Annotated in this window: 20 protein-coding genes; 9 read left to right on the forward strand and 11 right to left on the reverse strand. The window is 41.7% G+C overall.

All coding sequences use genetic code 11. From position 1 onward, the window contains the following. Positions 1 to 39 precede the first annotated feature (39 nt). Positions 40 to 630, reverse strand: coding sequence for a Uma2 family endonuclease (locus DSL64_RS19515; protein ID WP_115832612.1), 591 nt, complete (start codon positions 628 to 630; stop codon positions 40 to 42). Positions 631 to 735: 105 nt separating this feature from the next. Here DSL64_RS19515 and DSL64_RS19520 point away from each other — a divergent pair, with 105 nt between their 5' ends. Continuing rightward, entirely contained in the window at positions 736 to 2,016 is a 1,281-nt protein-coding gene (locus DSL64_RS19520) for a type IX secretion system plug protein (protein ID WP_115832613.1), read from the forward strand. Positions 2,017 to 2,362: 346 nt separating this feature from the next. Here DSL64_RS19520 and ychF read toward each other — a convergent pair whose 3' ends face one another. Both ychF and DSL64_RS19535 read right to left on the reverse strand, forming a co-directional pair. Then, positions 2,363 to 3,463: a redox-regulated ATPase YchF gene (gene ychF / locus DSL64_RS19530; RefSeq protein ID WP_115832615.1), complete on the reverse strand. Its 1,101-nt coding sequence runs from the start codon at positions 3,461 to 3,463 to the stop codon at positions 2,363 to 2,365. A 164-nt stretch (positions 3,464 to 3,627) separates the two neighbouring features. Continuing rightward, complete coding sequence (locus tag DSL64_RS19535) at positions 3,628 to 3,975, reverse strand: DUF3276 family protein (protein ID WP_115832616.1); 348 nt, start codon at positions 3,973 to 3,975, stop codon at positions 3,628 to 3,630. Positions 3,976 to 4,218: 243 nt separating this feature from the next. Here DSL64_RS19535 and DSL64_RS19540 point away from each other — a divergent pair, with 243 nt between their 5' ends. Genes DSL64_RS19540 through DSL64_RS19550 form a run of 3 tightly spaced genes read left to right on the forward strand, consistent with a single transcriptional unit; the run spans position 4,219 to position 6,792 of the window. Next, the gene (locus DSL64_RS19540) at positions 4,219 to 4,671 is read left to right on the forward strand and encodes a septal ring lytic transglycosylase RlpA family protein (protein ID WP_115832617.1); all 453 of its coding nucleotides are present in this window, start codon (positions 4,219 to 4,221) and stop codon (positions 4,669 to 4,671) included. 20 nt (positions 4,672 to 4,691) lie between these two features. Continuing rightward, positions 4,692 to 5,609, forward strand: coding sequence for a DUF58 domain-containing protein (locus tag DSL64_RS19545; protein ID WP_115832618.1), 918 nt, complete (start codon positions 4,692 to 4,694; stop codon positions 5,607 to 5,609). Between the two features lie 34 nt (positions 5,610 to 5,643). Continuing rightward, positions 5,644 to 6,792 carry a hypothetical protein gene (locus DSL64_RS19550; protein ID WP_115832619.1) on the forward strand — a complete coding sequence of 383 codons (1,149 nt, stop codon included), beginning with the start codon at positions 5,644 to 5,646 and terminating at the stop codon, positions 6,790 to 6,792. Positions 6,793 to 6,875: 83 nt separating this feature from the next. Here DSL64_RS19550 and radA read toward each other — a convergent pair whose 3' ends face one another. Further along, positions 6,876 to 8,249: a DNA repair protein RadA gene (gene radA / locus DSL64_RS19555; RefSeq protein ID WP_115832620.1), complete on the reverse strand. Its 1,374-nt coding sequence runs from the start codon at positions 8,247 to 8,249 to the stop codon at positions 6,876 to 6,878. Positions 8,250 to 8,410: 161 nt separating this feature from the next. Here radA and DSL64_RS19560 point away from each other — a divergent pair, with 161 nt between their 5' ends. Beyond that, positions 8,411 to 9,130, forward strand: coding sequence for a porin family protein (locus DSL64_RS19560; protein ID WP_115832621.1), 720 nt, complete (start codon positions 8,411 to 8,413; stop codon positions 9,128 to 9,130). Positions 9,131 to 9,231: 101 nt separating this feature from the next. Here DSL64_RS19560 and DSL64_RS19565 read toward each other — a convergent pair whose 3' ends face one another. Next, positions 9,232 to 9,624 (reverse strand): LytR/AlgR family response regulator transcription factor, encoded by a 393-nt coding sequence (locus tag DSL64_RS19565; RefSeq protein WP_229217153.1) that lies wholly within the window; start codon positions 9,622 to 9,624, stop codon positions 9,232 to 9,234. 390 nt (positions 9,625 to 10,014) lie between these two features. Here DSL64_RS19565 and pheS point away from each other — a divergent pair, with 390 nt between their 5' ends. After that, the gene (gene pheS, locus DSL64_RS19570) at positions 10,015 to 11,055 is read left to right on the forward strand and encodes a phenylalanine--tRNA ligase subunit alpha (protein WP_115832622.1); all 1,041 of its coding nucleotides are present in this window, start codon (positions 10,015 to 10,017) and stop codon (positions 11,053 to 11,055) included. Positions 11,056 to 11,113: 58 nt separating this feature from the next. On the opposite strand, the gene DSL64_RS19575 is transcribed toward pheS, so the two are convergent. Further along, a complete protein-coding gene (locus DSL64_RS19575; protein ID WP_115832623.1) occupies positions 11,114 to 11,845 on the reverse strand; it encodes an esterase family protein in 732 nt (243 codons plus the stop codon). Between the two features lie 129 nt (positions 11,846 to 11,974). Next, complete coding sequence (locus DSL64_RS19580; RefSeq protein WP_115832624.1) at positions 11,975 to 13,405, reverse strand: circularly permuted type 2 ATP-grasp protein; 1,431 nt, start codon at positions 13,403 to 13,405, stop codon at positions 11,975 to 11,977. Between the two features lie 332 nt (positions 13,406 to 13,737). Between DSL64_RS19580 and DSL64_RS19585 the strand changes: the two genes are divergently transcribed. From DSL64_RS19585 to DSL64_RS19595, 3 genes are all read left to right on the forward strand, one after another. Next, entirely contained in the window at positions 13,738 to 15,285 is a 1,548-nt protein-coding gene (locus DSL64_RS19585; protein WP_115832625.1) for a DUF5723 family protein, read from the forward strand. A 49-nt stretch (positions 15,286 to 15,334) separates the two neighbouring features. Further along, positions 15,335 to 15,730 (forward strand): peptide-methionine (R)-S-oxide reductase MsrB, encoded by a 396-nt coding sequence (gene msrB / locus DSL64_RS19590; protein ID WP_115832626.1) that lies wholly within the window; start codon positions 15,335 to 15,337, stop codon positions 15,728 to 15,730. Between the two features lie 81 nt (positions 15,731 to 15,811). Beyond that, positions 15,812 to 18,364: a penicillin-binding protein 1A gene (locus DSL64_RS19595; RefSeq protein ID WP_115832627.1), complete on the forward strand. Its 2,553-nt coding sequence runs from the start codon at positions 15,812 to 15,814 to the stop codon at positions 18,362 to 18,364. 348 nt (positions 18,365 to 18,712) lie between these two features. Here the strand turns inward: DSL64_RS19595 and DSL64_RS19605 are convergent, their stop codons facing one another. The 4 genes from DSL64_RS19605 to DSL64_RS19615 form a co-directional block, all read right to left on the reverse strand. Then, on the reverse strand, positions 18,713 to 19,774 hold the full coding sequence (locus DSL64_RS19605; RefSeq protein WP_115832629.1) for an NAD(P)H-dependent flavin oxidoreductase: 1,062 nt from the start codon (positions 19,772 to 19,774) through the stop codon (positions 18,713 to 18,715). A 12-nt stretch (positions 19,775 to 19,786) separates the two neighbouring features. Continuing rightward, entirely contained in the window at positions 19,787 to 19,960 is a 174-nt protein-coding gene (locus DSL64_RS28985) for a hypothetical protein (protein WP_158547952.1), read from the reverse strand. A 169-nt stretch (positions 19,961 to 20,129) separates the two neighbouring features. Further along, on the reverse strand, positions 20,130 to 20,345 hold the full coding sequence (locus DSL64_RS19610) for a hypothetical protein (protein ID WP_115832630.1): 216 nt from the start codon (positions 20,343 to 20,345) through the stop codon (positions 20,130 to 20,132). A 43-nt stretch (positions 20,346 to 20,388) separates the two neighbouring features. Further along, complete coding sequence (locus tag DSL64_RS19615; protein ID WP_115832631.1) at positions 20,389 to 20,625, reverse strand: helix-turn-helix domain-containing protein; 237 nt, start codon at positions 20,623 to 20,625, stop codon at positions 20,389 to 20,391. Positions 20,626 to 20,810 lie beyond the last annotated feature (185 nt).

Raw genomic sequence — 20,810 nt, forward strand, 5'->3', positions numbered from 1 at the left:
AAATTAATTCAGAAAAGGAGGTAGCGATGCTTCCTTTTTTTATTGATTTGCAGGGATAATATCCTCTGTTCCTGCATAAATATCCGTCAGTTTCAGAGAGACGTCAACGGTCTTTATTTCGATTAATCCATCAATATCATAAGCCTCCGAAGCAAGATACCAGATCCCTTCTTCATTTTTCCTCCAAACCTCTGCTCCAACAGATAAAGAATCAATAATTGCGTATTCCTTTAAGGAAGGGATACTCCTGTAAAAATGGAATTTCTCACCCCTATCGTAGCCGGATGTGCTGGCAGACAGCACTTCAACAATCACGGAAGGATTAAGTAGTACGTCCTTTTTCTCATCTTTAAACTCATTTTTGCCGCAAATGATAAGAAAATCAGGATAAGTGTAAAGACCGTTCTCAGGAATATGAATACGAAGGTCGCTGGAATAACCATTACATGGTTTCCCTTTCAACCGAATATAAAATTCTCCAGACAAATTCTCCGTAATGCGATTATGATTGAAACCTGCACCAGCCATCGCAAATATTTCTCCACGATAATATTCACTTTTGTAGTCAGCTTCGCGCTCCAATTCAAGGTATTCCTCTTCTGAGTAGGTTTTTTGAGGTTGTGCTGTCATTGGTTCATTGTTTTAAAACAAAAATAGTTATTTCTGTAAAAAAGGCATTAATTCGTTCTTTACACGATTATCGTACAAGATAACGTTATTTTATAAATTCTGTTTATGCGATACTTTTTATCCCTTATACTGATAATAGCTTGTTTATCAGCACGCAGCCAGCCTGCCGATATTAAATTCGAAGATTATATCTACAACGAGAACATAGCCACCGTTCTGCTTTATCCAAGTATTAATGAGCCTGAAAATCCGCGCCGGCTTATTGGGCCGCCCATATTACCTCTTCAAAGTGCCAATCCGCTTGTTCTTGAATTTGACGATCTGACAGCTTCCTTTGCAGGATACAGGGTCAAGATTTTCCATTGTAATGCAGATTGGACCAAATCGGTGCTGAACGAAATCGAGTACACTTTTGAATACAATGAATATCCGGTGATCCAATACGAACAATCTTTCAGCACCAAGGTTCCGTATTTCCACTACCGTTTTAATGTTCCGCGATTGAAGTTATCAGGCAATTATGTTCTGATAGTGTATAGCGATCATGATCGCAAAGCGGTTCTGTCCAGAAGATTTATGATTTATGATCCCAAAGTAAGTATCGCGGCTGAGGCCCGCTTCTCGCAGGGAATCAGCCAGCAATTTTCGGATCAGCAAATTGATTTTAAAATTGACTACAAGGGATATCCGCTCAATGCACCACAAACAGATCTTAAAGTGGTAATCCGAAAAAATTTCAGATGGGATCAGATACGCACTGGTTTCAAACCGACCAATGTCAGACCTTTCGATTATCTGCTGGAATACACATTTTTTGATCTCGAAAATACATTTCCCGGAGGAAACGAATTCCGGTATTTTGACAGCCGGACTTTACTGTCCAGAGGATTCGGAATCGAAGAACTAGAAAGAACAGGAGATTACACCAAACTGACATTATTTCCCGACAAATCCCGCTCCGACAACGGATATCTTCAGCTGGAAGATCTGAATGGCCAATTTATAGTAGACCAGCGTGAATCAGGCAGAGGAAGTGTGGAAGCGGATTATTCGCCCGTTGTTTTCACATTGAGAACCCAGGAAGATCCGTCCGCAACCTATTATGTCAATGGCGCATTTAATCTGTGGCAGCTCAATGACCGTAATAAAATGGCATACAACCCTGTTTTAAATGCCTATGAGGCAGAAATATTCCTAAAACAAGGGGTGATCAACTATGATTATACCAGAGTAGTTGGAAAAGAAAAACCTGATGAAGCCTATATAGAGGGAAACTACGGCGTTACAGAAAATGACTACGATATTCTGGTATACTACCGTCCGCAGGCAGGAAGATCCGATCTTTTAATTGGTTACAGAACTGTGGAGTGGAATCGGAGGCGGTAAAAAACATCAGCAAATAGCAACTTACTCAATAATCGGTATGATGATCACACTTCAGATATTATCATCCGTAGCTCTTACTTACGCTACCAGCTATCTCTTTAAAAATTATATGAATTGGGGGGACCTCGTAATCATAATCTATGGGATTCTAAGTCCTTTTATTTTCATGCTATTGGAATTAGCTACAACCTCGGTAAAAGGATGCATGACTTATGTAGTTGGTTTTATACCAGTTGGTTTTTTCTGTCTGCTACTCTCAATTGCTATTTACGAGGTGCTGCCACAAAAAAAGATCCCCGAAGCATAATCATACATCGGGGATCCTTTAAAAAAGTTTAGCTTAATTTTACACATTAAACCTAAAGTGCATGATATCACCATCCTGCACGACATATTCTTTTCCTTCCACGGCCATTTTACCAACTTCTTTTACGGCTGCTTCTGTTTTGTATTTCTCGTAATCAGCAACTTTAATTACCTCCGCACGTATAAATCCTTTTTCGAAATCACTGTGAATCACACCTGCTGCCTGAGGCGCTTTCCAGCCTTTCACGATCGTCCAGGCTCTCACTTCCTTCACACCAGCAGTGAAATATGTGATCAGGTTCAAAAGGGCGTAAGAAGCTTTAATCAATTTGCTTAATCCCGATTCTTTCAAACCATATTCACCAAGGAACATTTCATGCTCCTCAGGATCTTCGATTTCAGAGATCTGAGATTCGATGGCTGCACACAGTACTATCACTTCTGCACCTTCATGTTTTACTGCTTCACGCAGTTTCTCCGAGTACTCATTGCCCGTAAGCATCGACTCTTCATCTACGTTAGCAACATACAATACCGGCTTTACAGTAAGTAATTGCAAATCGCCAATAACTGATTCCTTTAATTCAGGATCAATTTCGAGGCTTCTGGCATTCTTGCCTGCTTCCAGAGTTTCCTTGTATTTTTTAAGCCACTCCAACTCCACTTTTGCTTTCGCATCACCGGCTCTGGCTCCTTTTTCAGTTTTCTGTATTTTTTTCTCAATCGATTCCAGATCTTTCAACTGAAGCTCGATATCAATGATTTCTTTATCAAAAACAGGATCAACACGACCTTCTACGTGTACCACATTCTCGTCCTGAAAACAACGTACTACGTGTACAATCGCATCTACCTCACGGATGTTAGCAAGGAATTTATTTCCCAAACCAGCTCCCTGGCTTGCTCCTTTCACCAAACCGGCGATATCCACAAATTCCATAATCGTTGGAATTGTTTTTTGAGGATTTACCAGTCCGATCAATATATCAATCCGCTCATCAGGAACGGTAACGACTCCTACATTAGGCTCAATTGTACAAAAAGGATAATTGGCTGCTTCGGCTTTACCGGTAGAAATAGCATTAAAAAGTGTGGATTTACCTACGTTAGGCAATCCAACAATCCCACATTGAAGACTCATTTTATAAAAGATATGCAGTTTAAGCGGACAGGGATTTGCACTATTTCAAAAATGCACTGCCCGACAGCCAAATAATAATTTGCACAAAATTACTATTTAGTGAAGAGAAAAACCAAAAGCCTTCGCAATAGATTCCGAAGGCTTCTTTCAGGAAAAGTAAATTTTTAATCCCACTTAAGATCCGACTCTCCGATTACGTCAGCTTCTTCAGCCTTCGCTTCGAATTGAGAAAAGTCAACTTCGGGCATCAACTCCGTTTTTACGTGATCAACTGCCTCTTTCAACGCTTCTGCAAACTTATCGAAATCTTCTTTGTACAAGAACATTTTGTGTTTCTCGTAAGTGAAACCATCACCCTGAGGATGACGACGACTCTCTGTGATCGTTAGATAATAATCATTGGATCGCGTAGAGCGAACATCAAAGAAATAAGTCCGTTTTCCCGCTCTGACCCTTTTGGAGTAGATTTGCTCTCTGTCTTCCACTATTTTAAGTTTTAAATAGGTTTTCAAACGCTAAAATAGAAAGTTTATTGCTGCGAACAAAACAACCGAAATATATTAGTACCGTTATCGGTTTTCACCTCTATTATTTGAAGCGATTCCGGGCAGTCGGATATGCTAAAATTATGATATTCTCCGTTTTATCTATTACATTTGAAAAATCTGTGATATTATTTCGATTTTTTAAGAGGAAATCAAAATAGAAAGTAGGGCCTCAAAAGCCTTATTGATGTTTCATCTAAACCCTCAAACATGAGTTGTCATCGGATCCTGATTATCATCCTTTTAGCCTTCGCCTGGCAGCCTGACGCATTCGCACAGGTAACTTTGGGAAAAACAGAAAAAGGAAGAGCTTCTTACTACTCCACCCGTTTCCACGGCAGAAAAACCTCATTTGGAGAAATTCACAAAAGCAACGAGTTGTCTGCTGCACACCGGACCTACCCCTTTAATACAATGCTGGAAGTGACCAATCTTGACAACGATAAAAAAGTGATAGTACGCGTGAACGACCGGGGACCTTACTCGCGAAACCGCCTTGTGGATATCAGCAAGGAAGCAGCAAAGCAACTGGAGATCGTAAGTCAGGGAATTGCTAATGTTTCGGTCAGGGTGGTTGGTATGGAAGGAATGGTTTTATTGGATCAACATGAAGAAATTGACCCCAAGTCAGGCAAGATCATTTCAATGAATAAGAAAGAATAAAACTCTTTTCATCTTAAAATATGATAAATCCCCGCGAACTTGACATCTCCAAAGTCAGGGAATTCGGAAACATTGAGTTTCTGGCCAAACAACTTGTTGAAGGATTTATCACCGGACTACACAAGTCTCCATTTCATGGGTTTTCTGTAGAGTTTGCTGAACATCAGCTTTATAACACAGGAGAATCTACCCGTCACATTGATTGGAAAGTATTTGCCAAATCAGATCGGTTATATACCAAACGGTACGAGGAGGAAACCAATCTTCGTTGCCATATCTTACTTGACACCTCATCGTCTATGTATTATCCTCAGCCGGATTTTGGCAAGATGACGTTTAGCGTGATGGCAGCAGCCAGCATTACTTATCTACTCCAAAAACAGAAAGATGCTGTAAGTCTTTGTACATTTTCAGACAAGATCGAAGTACAGACCCAGGTCAAATCGACTCCATCGCATGTTCACAAGATCATGCTTGAACTGAATAATGTTCTGCAGAGTAATAAGCCTTTACATAAAACTTCAGTTGCAGAAGTTTTGCATGAGATTGCAGAAAAAATACATAAACGCTCTCTGGTTGTGATTTTCAGTGATATGTTTGATAATCCTGATGAAGCAGAGCACATTTTCTCAGCACTCCAGCATCTGCGCCACAATCTCCATGAAGTTCTCCTGTTTCATGTTACAGATAAGAAAACAGAGGAGTCCTTCGATTTTGAAAACCGTCCATATGAATTCATCGACCTGGAATCGGGAGAAAAAGTGAAGGTACAACCGGAACAGGTACGCGAAACTTACCGTCAGTCGGTCAGTGAATTTTATAGAAAACTGAAACTGAAATGCGGACAATATAAAATTGATTTTATAGACGCCGACATTGCACAGGGATTCGATCCTATTCTAACCGCATATTTAGTCAAGCATTCAAAAATGAGGTGATTTTTTCTGACATTTGGTATCCGATTTTACCATAATGATGAAAAAACTCCTACCCCTATCAATTCTTTTTTTTGTCACATTACTACTTACAGGATGTGGATCTGCCAAGAAGTCGTTAAAAAAAGGTAACTACGACGATTCAGTATTTCGCAGTGTCGAAAAACTCAGCAGCAATCCTAAACATACTTCATCAGCAGATATTCTCAAAGTAGCCTACCCGGCCGCAATGGAACAATACCTCAGACAAATCAACCTGGCTCATACATCTACAAATCCTTTCAGGTTTGAAGATGAACTAAAATCTTATGAAAGCCTCAATGCTCTGTACCGCGCTGTAAGCAGTTGTTCGGCCTGTATCATTATAGTTACTCCGCGGGATTTCCAGAAGGATGAAGACAAGGTAAGAGAGACTGCCGCAACAACGAGATATAACGAAGCTGAGCTGTTGTTAGCGGAAGGAGACAGAATGAAAGCCAGAACAGCTTATCAGCATTTTGAAAAAGCAGATTTTCTGATTCCCGGTTTTCGGGATGTTAAAGAAAGACTAAAGCAGGCCTACCATATCGCATCATTTAAGGTAGTGGTAGAGCAAGTGCTTGTAACCTCCAGAACCTATAAGCTCAGTAACGAGTATTTCCAGAATGCGATTGATCAATTCCTGCAAACAAGTCCTCAGCTCAACAAGTTTGTACGATTCTATACTCCTGATGAAGCCACACAAATCGGTCTGCAACCAGATCACGTCATTACCTTACAATTTGATGACTTCGTAGTAGGACAAACCCTGATTGAAAAAAATACCGAAACCTTTACAGGCACGGACAGTGTCAAAGTTGCCGAGAAGACGGTGGGCAGAATCAAGATCCCGATATATGAAAAAGTTACTGCCAAATTCACCCACACTCAAAAGATGGTTCATTCTTCCGGTTTGCTGGATATGCAGATCCGTGAATTTAAATCCCACCGGATCGTAACTCAGGATAAATTCAATGGCGAGTACAACTGGATGTGTGAATGGGCAAGTTTCATCGGAGACGAGCGCGCACTCACTTACGGGCAACTACGTATGACCAAAAGCAAAGAATTAGCGCCGCCTCCGCCACAGGAGCTATTTATCGAGTTCAGCAAGCCTATTTATGACAGAGTAACGTCGAAGTTAAGAAACTTTTACGCGAAATATTAATGGAGGCAGTCAGCCGTCGGCTATCTGCAGTCAACTTTCAACCAAACCTGTCAGACTAAACTTTTTGGTTTCGGATAACCGCACTATTGTCCCAAAAACAAATCCATAAACAGCTGATCAAGATGTGCGACGGGCACCACTTTCATTTGTGGTCTGTCAAGCTCCAAACCTTTGCTGTTGTATTTCGATATATACATTTTCTTAAAACCCAGTTTTTCCGCTTCGGATATTCTGCTTTCTATCCGATTCACAGCCCTTACTTCTCCACCAAGCCCTACTTCTGCTGCGAAACAGACCGAGGCAGGAATAAATTTATCTTCATAAGACGATACCAGAGAAGCAATAACGGCCAAGTCAATGGCTGGGTCTTCTACACGTAACCCACCTGCTACATTCAGAAAAACATCCTGTACACCCAACCGGAAACCGCCGCGCTTTTCCAATACTGCAAGCAACATTTGCAAACGTTTGGCATCAAATCCTGTACTGCTCCTTTGCGGCGTTCCATAGGTTGCAACACTCACCAGAGACTGGATTTCTATCATCAGAGGTCTGTTGCCTTCCATCATGGAGCCAATCGCAATACCACTTACGGGTTCGTCACGCTGCGAAATAAGAATCTCCGAAGGATTACTTACTTCCCTCAAACCGGCTCCATGCATTTCATAGATTCCAAGCTCGGATGTGCTCCCGAAACGGTTCTTGATCGTACGCAAAATCCTGTAAGTCGTGTGCCGGTCACCTTCAAACTGAAGCACAGTATCCACCATATGCTCCAAAACCTTGGGGCCAGCCAGAGAACCATCCTTCGTAATATGTCCAATCAAAAACACCGGAACGCCTGTGTCTTTCGCATACTTCATGTACTCAGCCGTACACTCGCGTACCTGAGAAACACTGCCTGCTCCCGACTCTATATAAGTTGACTGCATCGTCTGGATGGAATCAATTACAAGCACTTCAGGCTTAAATTCTTCAATCTGTCTGAAAATGTTTTCAGTATGCGTTTCAGTTAAAATGTAACATTTATCGCTCTGATAAGCCATCCGCTCAGCCCTCATTTTAATCTGCTGCTCCGACTCCTCCCCGGAAACGTACAAAACACGCTTATCGGATAAGGTAAGTGCAATTTGCAGCATCAGAGTCGATTTACCGATTCCCGGCTCCCCTCCTATCAGCACGAGCGAACCTTGTACAATACCACCACCCAGCACCCTGTTCAGCTCACCATCCTTAGTGATAATACGGGGTTCATTTTCATATACAATTTCAGTAATTGCCTTCGGCCGGCTTGCCAGATTCACTGACTTCCAGGTTACACCAGGCTTTTTGTCTTCCTTTTCAATCACTTCCTGAACAAGCGTATTCCATTCTCCGCAGGAGGGACATCTTCCCACCCATTTGGGTGAATTATACCCACATTCCTGACAGAAATAGGCAGTTTTGGCTTTGGCCATAGGGGTTATCTAAAGTTTGTTTGTCTTAACTGAACAACAAAATAGTGCAAAAAATCTCCTAAAACGGTTATCCAAAATCCGTTTACTCAAAAAATAAAAATGACGGGTATAGTTTTTTGCATTCTGACGTTATTATCCGGTTTTAAATTAATTTCTGATCCATGAAGATCCCGACAAAATTAGCCTGCTCATGCTTTTTACTGATGCTCATCGGTACAACAGCGGCTCAGGCACAAAAAAAAGGTTTTGCATTTGGCATTAAGGGAGGGGTAAATCTTTCCAGGCTCACAATGGGAGATGTTTTCACCACACGTTACGACGACGCAGGAAATCCCTATCTGGGATATGATGGCAAGGAAGTAAGAGATAATCTTAAACAGAGCTTCAGCACACGTACAGGAGCTGTGGGCGGTATATATGCGCGATTTGGGCGTACGATATTTATCCAGCCTGAAGTACTGGTTTCTACGAAAGGAGGAACTTTTGACATTATTCGCAACGATCAGCAAACACCTGTTACCACCTCAGTAAATATAAAGTACAGCAATATTGATGTGCCTTTGCTGATTGGTTTAAAGGGCGGTCCTTTCAGGATTTTGGCGGGGCCGGTTACCTCATTCCGGATTGGTGATAACCAACGCCTTCGCGATGCATTCCGTCAGTACACTTCAAATCTTGGTGATGCGATGTCTGAAGCGGCATTTGGATACCAGTTAGGAGCTGGTCTGGATCTGGGCAGTTTCAGTCTGGACGTGAGAAAAGAGGGATCTTTCACTAATTTGGCAAGCTTCGAACTGGAAGGACAGCCTGTAGACGGAAAGAGTTCTGTGAAACAAAAAATTACCTCATGGCAGGTAACACTGGGTATTAAAATTTTCTGATACTGTCAATTACACTCAATAACATATTAAAAAAACAAGTAGCCTTCGATCCAAGCGAAGGCTACTGTATGTTATAAATAACCCACTAATTTAATTCACAGCTATGCTGTCGCACTGATATCAGCGTGATCAAGAATACCCGTGATTTCCTTCATTTTTCTGCGAGATATAGACACTTCCTTGCCACAAGACATTTTCAATGTTCTTTCTTCCTCAATACGCTCTACTACATATTTGGTATTCACAAGATAGGATTTATGTACTCTCACAAAATCTGAATCCAGATTCATGGCTAATGATTTCAAGGTTTTTGAAACCAGATATTTTTTGCCTGATGTCGTATATATATATGTATAATTACCTTCTCCTTCCATGAAAGTGATCATATCAGGAGACAGAAATATAGTCCTTCCCATGGACTGTACGGAAACGTAAGTAGCACCTGAATTACTGGCTGTAATGCCTGGAAGCGGAACCGATGTAAAAGTTTTCATATCGCTGGACAATTATATTGTTCTGTATTTCTGATTCAAATTTACGGCAATACAACCCCTCAGGTAAATACGTAATAATACGCGCGTATTCACAATCGATTGATTTTCAAATTTTTAATAAAATTTACTAAGCAAAAATGCGTAAGCTGCCGTATTAAAACACGTAATTTTACGCATATACGAAAATGAGCTATTAAAGCGCTTTTTTGTAAATATCAGGTCTATATGAAGTGTTCATCGTTTCAACCCGTTCAACATTATTTATATTTGTACCGCTTTGGGGAGACACTGCGCTGAACGTGTAGTCTTTCACCTGGAGCAATCGAAGCAAATACAACATTGGAATGAGCAGGAAATAAGCCTGTCATTTCCCTCATAAAAATTAAGAATATGATTACCGACCGGGTAAAGGAACTCATCTCAGAAATAGATCAGACAAGTATTGCTAATAAGGAGCAGCTTGAAGCATACCGCATGCGCTTTATCAGTAAAAAAGGCGCAGTTTCAGAACTGTTTGATGAACTTAAAAACGTGGCTCCGGAAAATCGCCGGGCTATGGGGCAGGAACTGAACACGCTGAAAAACCGTGCTCAGGAACGTTTTCAGGAGTTTACCGAACAACTTGAAAACAGTGCTGATGAAAAGCCGGAAATGCTGATCGACCTTACATTGCCTGTCGTTCCCAATCTGCAAGGAAGTCTGCACCCGCTTACGATCGTTCGCAGAAGAATCATTGAGATTTTCGAACGTATGGGATTCAATGTTTCCTACGGACCGGAAATCGAAACAGACTGGTATAATTTCAGCGCGCTCAACTTTGCAGACAACCACCCTGCACGTGAAATGCAGGATACCTTCTTCATTTCAAAAAGCAAAGGTGAAGTTAAGGACGATGTACTGCTCAGAACGCATACATCCAATGTGCAGGTAAGATTAATGGAGCGCCAGAAACCTCCGCTGCGTTCTATCATGCCGGGACGTGTTTTCCGTAATGAAGCCATTTCTGCGCGTGCACACTGCGTGTTTCATCAGGTGGAAGGTCTTTATATTGACAAAAATGTGAGCTTTAAAGATCTTAAGGATACCTTATACCATTTTGCAAAGGAGATGTTCGGTAAGGATTCCAAAATCAGATTGCGCCCGTCTTACTTCCCATTTACCGAGCCAAGTGCAGAAATAGATGTGACTTGTTTTATTTGTAAGGGGAAAGGATGTAATATTTGTAAACATACCGGCTGGGTAGAAATCGCGGGATCAGGTATGGTAGACCCGAACGTACTTGAAAACTGCGGTATCGATAGTCAGGAGTACACAGGATTTGCATTCGGAATGGGTATTGAGCGAATCACCATGCTTCGCTACGGCATTAATGACCTGCGCCTGTTCACAGAAAACGATGTGAGATTCTTACGTCAATTTGAAGGAGCGTAATAGAATATCGTCATATAGAAACAAAAAACGGACTGGTCGCCAGTCCGTTTTTTGTATATTAAAACCTTGTTTCAATGTAATAAGGAAGCATTTTCTTCCATACCCACCATTCATGTGGTATATCGCTCCCCCATATATCCAGTTCGTGCCGTACATTCTTCGCAGATAATATAGAAGATATCTGTTGAGCATAATCCGGGCGTTCGTAGGCTCCGGATCCTGTGACGAAATGAATATGCCTGCTCTCACGATAAAGCGAAAGATGCCACTCAGCTCTTAATTGAGCCAAATAATGAACGGGTGAATTGAAGTATACATTATCGTCGTAATAGCCATCCGTATATACACTAAGATCATAACAACCACTCATAGCAATGATACCATTGATCAGATCCGGATGTTTGAAAAACAGGTTTGCAGCATGAAACGCGCCGAAGGAGGCACCCGCTGCGATGATCATATTGTTACTACTTGTCGTGTCTTTGATAAATGGAATTACTTCCTTGATCACGTAATCATTATAATGCTGATGCCGAACCGCCTTGTCATAACCATGCATGAATGGATTCAGCCAGCTTTCACCATTGATGCTGTTGATGCAGTAAACCTTTACTTTGCCAGCATCAATGTAGGGTTGAATACTCTCAATCACTCCGTTCCGCTCATATTCCAAAAAATCTGAGGCGGCTGTAGGAATCAGTAAAAGGGCAAATCCATAGTGACCATATACAGCCACTTCCATCTCCTTATTCAGTGAAGGGCTATACCATTGCGTAATTTCACGATGCATTTCAGACTACAGGTTTTAGATGTTGATATGATATAACAGTTTCCGACAAAGCTAATCCGGTGAAGATGCCACAAAATATAGCAATCACCTATGATAATTAACAGCCTGTCAGCAACTGTTAATCATTATTTAATACAACACCCATGTATCCTTTCCTCCTCCTCCCTGTGACGAATTAACCACCAGCGAACCCTTTCTTAATGCCACACGTGTCAATCCGCCCGGTATTACGTTGATATCATCTCCATATAAAATATACGGTCTGAGATCGACATGACGCCCTTCAGAGTGACCATCTACCATACAAGGAACGCGCGACAAAGAAATCGTTGGCTGAGCAATATAGTTGCGGGGATTATTTCTGATTTTTTCCCTGAACAATTCATGCTCTTCACTGCTGGCTTTTGGCCCGATCAGCATACCGTAACCACCTGCTTCATTGGCTTCCTTCACAACAAGCTGATCAATGTGCTCCATCACATAATCAAAATCCTCTTTCTCTCCACAGATATAAGTTCGCACATTGGGTATAATCGCTTCCTCTCCCAGGTAATACTGGATAATACGGGGAACGTAAGCGTACACGACTTTATCATCAGCAACACCCGTGCCAGGCGCATTGGCAAGAGCAACGCGTCCTTTTTTATACACTTCAAAAATGCCCGGAATTCCCAACAGCGAGTCAGGATTGAAGGCCTCAGGATCCAGGAATACATCATCCATTCTTCTGTAAATCACATCCACAATCTGTAATCCGCTTGTGGTTCGCATTTTCACGTATCCGTCTGAAACCACCAGATCACGCGTATCCACAAGCTCCACGCCCATTTGCTGAGCGAGGTAGGAATGCTCGAAATAAGCAGAATTATAAATTCCGGGTGTTAAAACGGCAATCGTAGGATTAGGCCTGTCTGCCAGATTTTGAAGCATTTGCAATAGTCTGGTAGGATAGTCAGAAACCGGCCTGACTCCCGTGCGTGCCAGTACGTCAGGAAATATTTGCTTCGAAAGTTCACGATTTTCCAGCATATACGACACACCCGAAGGACAGCGTAAATTATCCTCCAGTACCATAAATGTACCATCATCACCTTTAATCAAGTCGGTACCCGTAATATGGCACCAGATCCCCTTAGGCGGTTTCAAACCGATACAGGGTTTCAGAAAACACTTACTTGACTCTATCAGGTCGCGGGGAACAACACCATCATTCAGAATATTCTGATCATTGTATACATCATCAATGAACATATTCAGCGCTTTGATACGCTGCTTTAATCCTTTTTCAAGCCATTCCCATTCAGCATTTGGCAATACACGCGGAATAATATCGATCGGCATAATCCGCTCAGTACCCTCTCCTTCTGAATACACATTGAAAGTAATTCCCATTGATAGCAGCGCACGTTCGGTGGCCAACTGCCGGTTAGTAAGATCTTCGTGTGTGAGATTTTCAAATTTAGCTTTCAAATGCTCATAGCCTGGCCGGATTCCTCCGTCCGGGGTAAACATCTCGTCAAAGAAATTTTCCGTTTGATAGCCGGAGAATGAGAAATTCATACAATACAAAATTTGAATAAGTATATATTAATATTTTACAGAACAATATATGGTCTAAGTTTTTATTTACAAAATATATATGAAATATAAATTCATATCACTATTGATAAGCAAAGGTTGGTTTTTTTACAATTTCATCAATTCTTCCTCCGAAACCAACATATGGTCCATCCTTAAATAATCATAAAACCATTTTAATAATATCATACCAAACCAGTGGGGTCAAAATTATATTCCGTTCATGATTCCGTACAGGTTGGAAGTCAGGTGTCCAGACCTTTTCTTTGCACCCGAAATACAGTAAATAAGGTATTCTCCGTTTTACTTCCACTATGCAAAAAAATCTGCTGCTGACTTTCGTTTTACTGACAGTTATTTCTTTCGGAAGTAAAGCGCAGCATCTTCCCGGTGTTTCCATGGGTAACTATTCGGGAACCAACGCACTTTACCATAATCCGGCCTTCGTTTCAGACAATCGTTACAGCGTATATGTCAATCTGGTCGGCGCCCAGTTTTACATGGGAAATAATGCTGTTAAATATGATGCTCCTTATTCTTTCATGGCGCTTATTACGAACAGCGTGCCCGATCAATACCGAAACGAAAGGGGTGTTACACAATTTCCAAGAACATATCTTAAGGAAAAACTGAATGGAAAGGATAAGTTTATGAATGTCGGCGGTGACGTTCGTTTGCCATCCATCATGTTTCCCATCATGAAAGGAAGGGCTGGAATTGCGTTAACCACCCGTACCCGGTTTATACTCAATATGGACGACATGACAGAGCCACTCGCCAGGCTGATCAGTAAAACCACACGACTGGAAGGTTTACAGGGACCACGCTTTGACAACCAATCCGGAAGGCTGCATTTTAATGCCATGGGGGAATTGGCTATGACATTAGGAGGGACAGTTATAGACAACGAAACTGATTTTTTGAAAGCAGGTATTACTGTAAAACGACTGATCGGTCTGTACAATGCTTATGCGATCATTGAGAATTCTTCGTTCAGTCTTTCGCCTGATCCTGCTTGGGACAACAAGCGACAGATCATCGAAGTAGATCAGATTAATGCAAAATATGGAATGACCCGAGACGAGGCATTTCAGAACATCCGCCCTACTCCCGCCTGGTTACTCGGCAACGCTGCTCCGGGTAGCGGATGGGGATTTGACATCGGTGCTGTTTACGAGTATCGCCCGGACATCAACAAATATACTTATACCGAAAAGGGCGTTCGCAAACGTGATGCTTCAAAGAACAAATACCTGTATCGCATTGCAGTATCGCTTACGGACATAGGTCGGGTTCGTTTCAATAACCCCAATTATCTGTTACAACAGGAAGTACAAACAGCAAACAGACAATTCACTTTCGACGATTTCCAGAAACTGGAAGGCTCAGAGGGAGTTTTTAATGCCATTAATTCGTCACTGGGCGTAAGCGGGTCACTCGCTCCAAACGTCACGTCTGTACTGCCGACTGCATTCCAGGCGAGTGTCGATTATAACATCAAACCCAATGTATACGTCAATGCGCTTTGGGTGCACAACCTCATTCCCCGTTCTGCATTTGGAATGAAAGCCGAATCAGTCGTTGGTGTAACGCCTCGCTACGAGCATAAATGGTACGAAATTTCCGTACCGCTTGTATTGATGAACCGTTACCGCACTCCCTCCATTGGTTTAGCAGGACGAATCGGACCTTTATGGATCGGAACCGACCATCTTCCGGGATTGATTAATATAGGAAAGCCAAAAGCATTTAATTTATATTTCGGGCTTTCGGCCGGACTATTCAGAAAACCGCCAGAATCTCAAAACAAATGCTGGCCACCAGAAGATTCATGGCTGAGACGGATATTCAGTAAACGATAAACTTTGCTTTGGTGTTATTTTTTTAGCACTGCTTTAAAACGCAATCATCATGAGAGAAATAGAAAAAACCAAAGAAGAATGGCAACAGGAGCTGACAGGACAACAGTGTTTTGTTTTGTTTGAAAAAGGTACAGAGCGTCCTTTTTCACATCCCTTTAATGATAATAAGGAAGAAGGTACTTACGCATGTGCTGCATGTGGAACACCATTATTCAGCTCAGAAACCAAGTATGATTCGGGCTCAGGCTGGCCAAGTTTTTTCCAACCCATTGCCAGCGAAAACGTGGAAGAAATTACAGACAAAAGCCATGGTATGATTCGTACCGAAGTGGTGTGCAGGAAATGTGGAGGGCATCTTGGACACGTATTCAACGATGGTCCACGTCCGACAGGACTTCGTTATTGCATGAATGGCGTTGCACTGAAATTTGATAAAGCTGAATAGAATACAGATAAGAAAAGCCGGACTTCATCAGATTTGTCCGGCTTTTCTTATCTTTGAAACCTTACGAACCTTTAACGTTTGATGGAAGTAATCAGATCGTTCTTTTACAAAATAAAAACCATGTTCCAGTTTATTGGAACACAGATCTCAACGTTTTTTAGCTTTATTTTCTACAAGATTTTTTCCCTCATAGCAGGTAAAACAAAAGCCGACGCGTTTCTGGATTCATATAACAGAAAGCGACAGGCCTTGTCTGACTGGTGGGATAGCAAATTCGATAAAGAGTCTGCATACTACCGCTCTATCAGCATCATTTGGAAAACGGTAGTTTATGGTTTTTTGGGTGCGTGTTTTTATATTTTTTGCGTAGAAACAAACTTCCTTTGGTTAATGGGAAGTATGCCCAGTGTAGAAGATTTACAGAATCCAAAGGTCAACCAATCCTCAGAAATATACACCGCAGATGGCGTGCTGATCGGCAAGTTCTACACTGAAAACCGCACACCGGTAACCGCGGAGATGATCTCTCCGAATCTGGTTAAGGCCTTGATAGCGACAGAGGATATCCGTTTTTACAAACATTCTGGTATTGATTACAAGGCCATGGCCAGCGTTGCCATCGGAATTGTATCAGGTGCAACAGATCGTGGAGGTGGTAGTACGATTACACAACAACTCGCAAAAAAGCTTTTCAAAACACGCAGAAGCGGGGCTAGAGGGCTTTTAGGCTCTGTTCCCGTGTTGAGTACTATTATTTATAAAACGAAGGAGTGGCTTACCGCCATCAAGCTTGAAAGAAACTTCACGAAGCAGGAAATCCTGACCATGTATTTCAATACAGTGGATTACGGAAGTAATACCTATGGAATTAACACTGCTGCCAAATCCTATTTCAGTAAATCGCCGGATAGTCTTAATATTCAGGAAGCTGCCGTATTGGTCGGACTTCAGAAGGCAACAACTACCTACAATCCGATACGCAATCCGAAACGTTCGCTTGAACGCCGGAATGTGGTAATCGGCCAGATGCAAAAATATGGCTACATCACTGCAAAACAGGCTGATTCTATCAGCGCATTGCCCATTGAGCTGAAAACCAAATTCGAAACGCCCTACGACGGCAACGCCAATTACTTCAAAAATGCAGTAGTTGACTTTGTTAAAAAATGGGGTGATGAAAATGGATATGACCTGTATACCGACGGTCTGAAAATATACACTACCATTGACTCTCACATGCAGGAACATGCGGAGGAAGCAATGACTGAAAAAATGAAGCAGCTTCAGCGTGTGTTTGAAGATCACTGGGGAAAACAGAATCCATGGGTAGATGAAAACGGCAAGGAAATTCCTGATTTTCTGACTAACGTAATCAAACGTACCAGCAGATACCGTACACTGGCTGCAAAGTTTCCATCCAACCCGGACAGCGTCCTTCATTACCTGAATAAAAAGGATACTATGATGGTGTATGACTGGAAGAATAGTAGCGAAATGAAGAAATACTGGAGCTCCATGGATTCGCTGGATTACTACAAGCGTATTCTGAGAGCAGGTATGATGGCCATGGATCCGCACACGGGACAGATCAGAGCATGGGTAGGCGGACTTGATTACAACTTCTTTAAATATGATGCGGTAAAACAAGGAAAACGCCAGCCAGGATCAACCTTTAAACCATTTGTCTACACCACTGCCATTGATGATTCTTCCTTCAATATGAGTCCCTGCGACCAGATTGTGGATAAGCCGTTTATGAAAAAGTATATCGAAGACGGTGAAGAAAAAGAATGGAAACCGAGAAACGCAACGGGTACTTTCAGTTATGCCAACATGACACTGAGACGTGCGCTGGCTCAGTCTATCAACTCTGTTACAGCTGAACTAACGGATCAGGTAGGCCCGGCGAATGTGGCCCGTTATGCGAAAAAAATGGGTATCACCACTCCGTTGAAAGGATTACCTTCCATTGGGCTTGGACCGTTTGATGTGTCTTTGTATGATATGGTGGCGGCATATAGTGTTTTTGTCAATAACGGCACCTACACCGAACCGATATTGGTAAATAAGATTGAAGACAGCAACGGTAAAGTGATAGAAGAATTCTTGCCTGAGCATCGTCAGGCCATCAGTCCTGAATCGGCTTTCCTGATGGTTCAGATGCTGAAAGGTGGTGTAGAAGAACCGGGAGGAACGTCGGGAAGTATCAGATGGCGTTATGACGTCACTAAAAATGGCAATGAAATCGGTGGAAAAACCGGGACTACATCTAACAACTCCGACGGCTGGTTTATGTGTGTAACACGCGACCTGGTGGTTGGTGCCTGGGTAGGTGGCGACGACCGGAGTATTCACTTCCGTACTACCAATCTGGGGGAAGGTGCCAAAACCGCCCTGCCTATTGTTGGTAGGTTCCTCGAAAAAATTTACAGAGACAAGGCAGTTGGCATAGAGCCTGGCCCTTTTCCGAAACCAAATTTTAAAGTCACGAAAGAATATAACTGTCCAACCCAATGGGCACCGGCAGAAAGCGATTCGCTGGATGTGGATAGTGACAGTACAGGTGTAAAAATTGATGAAGATGACCTGATTGGTCCACCACCTATACCGCTGGATACAGCGAGAAGGAGATAATAAAAAATGGCAGCTTTCGATTACGAAGGCTGCCATTTTTTATTGTTAAGGAATTTTATAAAGATTTATTCGGCCGTATTTACGATAGAAAAGCATGCATACTTCTCATCATCTATATGTTTTTTTCATAGCCTTGTAAAAATGAAATGAATTCAGACTGAATACGATCGACATCATTGAATTAAAAAACAAGGGGCTACTATAGAATTCGTCCCATGTCATCACAAAACCTTTCTGATAAAATCCATACGCAACCGAAAATAACATGATTAATGCCAGGATTGTGGTAACTATAAATCTGGTCTTGGGATTTTTCATATGTTTTAAAACTTTATACTTAACAATTCATTATTCTGACCATCCCGCCTCTGCTATCAACTCCCTGACTATCTCCGCAGAAGTTTTCAACTTAGCCAAATGCGCAGATTGACCCGCCCATAATGTGGTAAATTCTTTATTATTTAGCTTTTGAGAAGCCGTTCTGATTGGTACGGTAAGATCATTTAATAGTGGATAAGCAGGAAAATCAAGATTGAGTTTCTCCACTTCATTATGAAAAGTATTACGTATCCCCCTGGCCCAACGACCAGAAAATGCTCGCGTCAGGACGGTATCCGTGTCCACACTCTCATGCACCACTTGTTTGTAATTATCAATACTCAAACTTTCATTACTTCTTAAAAATGCAGAACCTACCTGTACTCCTGCAGCACCGAGTATCATCGCAGCTTTTATCGTTCTTCCATCCATGATGCCACCAGCTGCCAATACAGGTACAGATACTTCATCCACAACTTGCGGAATGAGTGACATAGCTCCTATTTGTGGCAAAGGCTCGTCAAAGAAAAACGTACCTCTATGTCCTCCTGCTTCAATTCCCTGTGCCGTGATTAAGTCAATACCCATACTTTCCAGTTGCTTCGCTTCCCGTACCGATGTAGCAGTACCGATCAGAACGATTCCGGCATCGTGCAAACGCTGAATACTTTCAGCATCAATTACTCCAAAGGTGAAACTAACCACCGGCACATGTTCGCTGATCAGTATTTCAACCTGTTCACGGTATGAGTAATGCTGAAGTTTTTCAATATCCACCAGGGGATGTTCCAAACCGTATCGATTCGTTATAACAACCAGTTTATCCTGAATAGCGCTGATTGCCGCAACATCAATAGCCGGCATATCATGTGCAAAAAGATTAACTGCAAACGGTTTATCAGTAAGTGCTTTTGTTTTACGGATCAGGTCAAGCGTTTTTTCGGGAGACTGCAAACCAACAGGAAGCGAACCCAGCCCTCCCTCATTAGACACCGCCGCCACCATTTCAGGAGTAGTAACACCAAGCATGGGTGCCTGAACAAGAGGGTATTTTACTTTAAGAAGATTTATTAGCTGATTGGTCCGGTTCATAAGGTCTTTATTTTATGTCCTTTTGTATTTCAACGCTACTCTTGCCGCAATCCATATCTGCGCAGCCAGCAAAGCTACAATATCAATCTTTTCTAAATCCTGATCCAGATACAACATCTTGTATAAAAGATGGCAACAGATAGCAAACATGATCGCGGATACTCCCGTGGTGATGAGTGATTTCATAGTGTGGGTTGATTAAGAGAGGATATTTACCACAGCTCATTCTTAGATTTCACTTGTGGATTACCTTCTCAAATAAAATTTGATATAAATTCCCAAGAGTAGTACAGACAGGATAGATGCTATACCCAGATAAAACCAATACATGTTGTCAAGCTTATCAGATTAGCTTTTATAAGCCCTTACTCTTCAACTCTTTAATTTCATTCCTGAGTTTATAAACTTCCTTTTTTATACGTAACAATGCATCAATCAGCCAAACAATTGTCAAATATAACCCGACGGTCATAATGGACATACCATCTTCCACGTTGCCATACATTCTAAAAAAGCAGCCGATGAAAAAAATCAGCAATCCGATAATAAGAAGCATAGTTTGACGATTCATAATATGAATTTTTAGGTATCCTGAATTAAAAATAAGTAACTCATTAAAATAAATCTATTATCACCGCATACTTATACAAGGCACCATATCCCTGCATTCCAAGCTTCTTACCAATACGATTCTTGTAATTATCAATGGATTTGGGCATCACATTCATGTGAACTGCGATGTCCTTAGAAGTTAAGCCATTTGTGAGGTAAACAAGAATTATCCACTCTGTATCAGATAACAGATAGATCTTGGGGTGCGGAAGCGAGAGATGATTAGATGTATGATGCATATTGCTCCATGTTAAGTGCAACTAAACTGACTTAATCATTTCACAACGTTGAATGGCTGACAATAATAATCAGTCAAATTGAAATGTCAAACTATTTCTAATAAAAAAAACTATTCAGCGGTTATCACGATTATGAAATTGCTGTGTATTTAAACGTAAAAGTTGATCAGCCATTTTCAGATATT

It is taken from the genome of Dyadobacter luteus (assembly GCF_003383615.1).
In the GTDB taxonomy this organism is placed as follows: Bacteria; Bacteroidota; Bacteroidia; order Cytophagales; family Spirosomataceae; genus Dyadobacter; species Dyadobacter luteus.

Coding starts and splice junctions, on each gene's coding strand:
- DSL64_RS19515 (WP_115832612.1), bottom strand. CDS start 630: ATGACAGCACAACCTCAAAAAACCTACTCAGAAGAGGAATACCTTGAA.
- DSL64_RS19520 (WP_115832613.1), top strand. CDS start 736: ATGCGATACTTTTTATCCCTTATACTGATAATAGCTTGTTTATCAGCA.
- ychF (WP_115832615.1), bottom strand. CDS start 3,463: ATGAGTCTTCAATGTGGGATTGTTGGATTGCCTAACGTAGGTAAATCC.
- DSL64_RS19540 (WP_115832617.1), top strand. CDS start 4,219: ATGAGTTGTCATCGGATCCTGATTATCATCCTTTTAGCCTTCGCCTGG.
- DSL64_RS19545 (WP_115832618.1), top strand. CDS start 4,692: ATGATAAATCCCCGCGAACTTGACATCTCCAAAGTCAGGGAATTCGGA.
- DSL64_RS19550 (WP_115832619.1), top strand. CDS start 5,644: ATGATGAAAAAACTCCTACCCCTATCAATTCTTTTTTTTGTCACATTA.
- radA (WP_115832620.1), bottom strand. CDS start 8,249: ATGGCCAAAGCCAAAACTGCCTATTTCTGTCAGGAATGTGGGTATAAT.
- DSL64_RS19560 (WP_115832621.1), top strand. CDS start 8,411: ATGAAGATCCCGACAAAATTAGCCTGCTCATGCTTTTTACTGATGCTC.
- DSL64_RS19565 (WP_229217153.1), bottom strand. CDS start 9,624: ATGAAAACTTTTACATCGGTTCCGCTTCCAGGCATTACAGCCAGTAAT.
- pheS (WP_115832622.1), top strand. CDS start 10,015: ATGATTACCGACCGGGTAAAGGAACTCATCTCAGAAATAGATCAGACA.
- DSL64_RS19575 (WP_115832623.1), bottom strand. CDS start 11,845: ATGCATCGTGAAATTACGCAATGGTATAGCCCTTCACTGAATAAGGAG.
- DSL64_RS19580 (WP_115832624.1), bottom strand. CDS start 13,405: ATGAATTTCTCATTCTCCGGCTATCAAACGGAAAATTTCTTTGACGAG.
- DSL64_RS19585 (WP_115832625.1), top strand. CDS start 13,738: ATGCAAAAAAATCTGCTGCTGACTTTCGTTTTACTGACAGTTATTTCT.
- msrB (WP_115832626.1), top strand. CDS start 15,335: ATGAGAGAAATAGAAAAAACCAAAGAAGAATGGCAACAGGAGCTGACA.
- DSL64_RS19595 (WP_115832627.1), top strand. CDS start 15,812: ATGGAAGTAATCAGATCGTTCTTTTACAAAATAAAAACCATGTTCCAG.
- DSL64_RS19605 (WP_115832629.1), bottom strand. CDS start 19,774: ATGAACCGGACCAATCAGCTAATAAATCTTCTTAAAGTAAAATACCCT.
- DSL64_RS28985 (WP_158547952.1), bottom strand. CDS start 19,960: ATGAAATCACTCATCACCACGGGAGTATCCGCGATCATGTTTGCTATC.
- DSL64_RS19610 (WP_115832630.1), bottom strand. CDS start 20,345: ATGAATCGTCAAACTATGCTTCTTATTATCGGATTGCTGATTTTTTTC.
- DSL64_RS19615 (WP_115832631.1), bottom strand. CDS start 20,625: ATGCATCATACATCTAATCATCTCTCGCTTCCGCACCCCAAGATCTAT.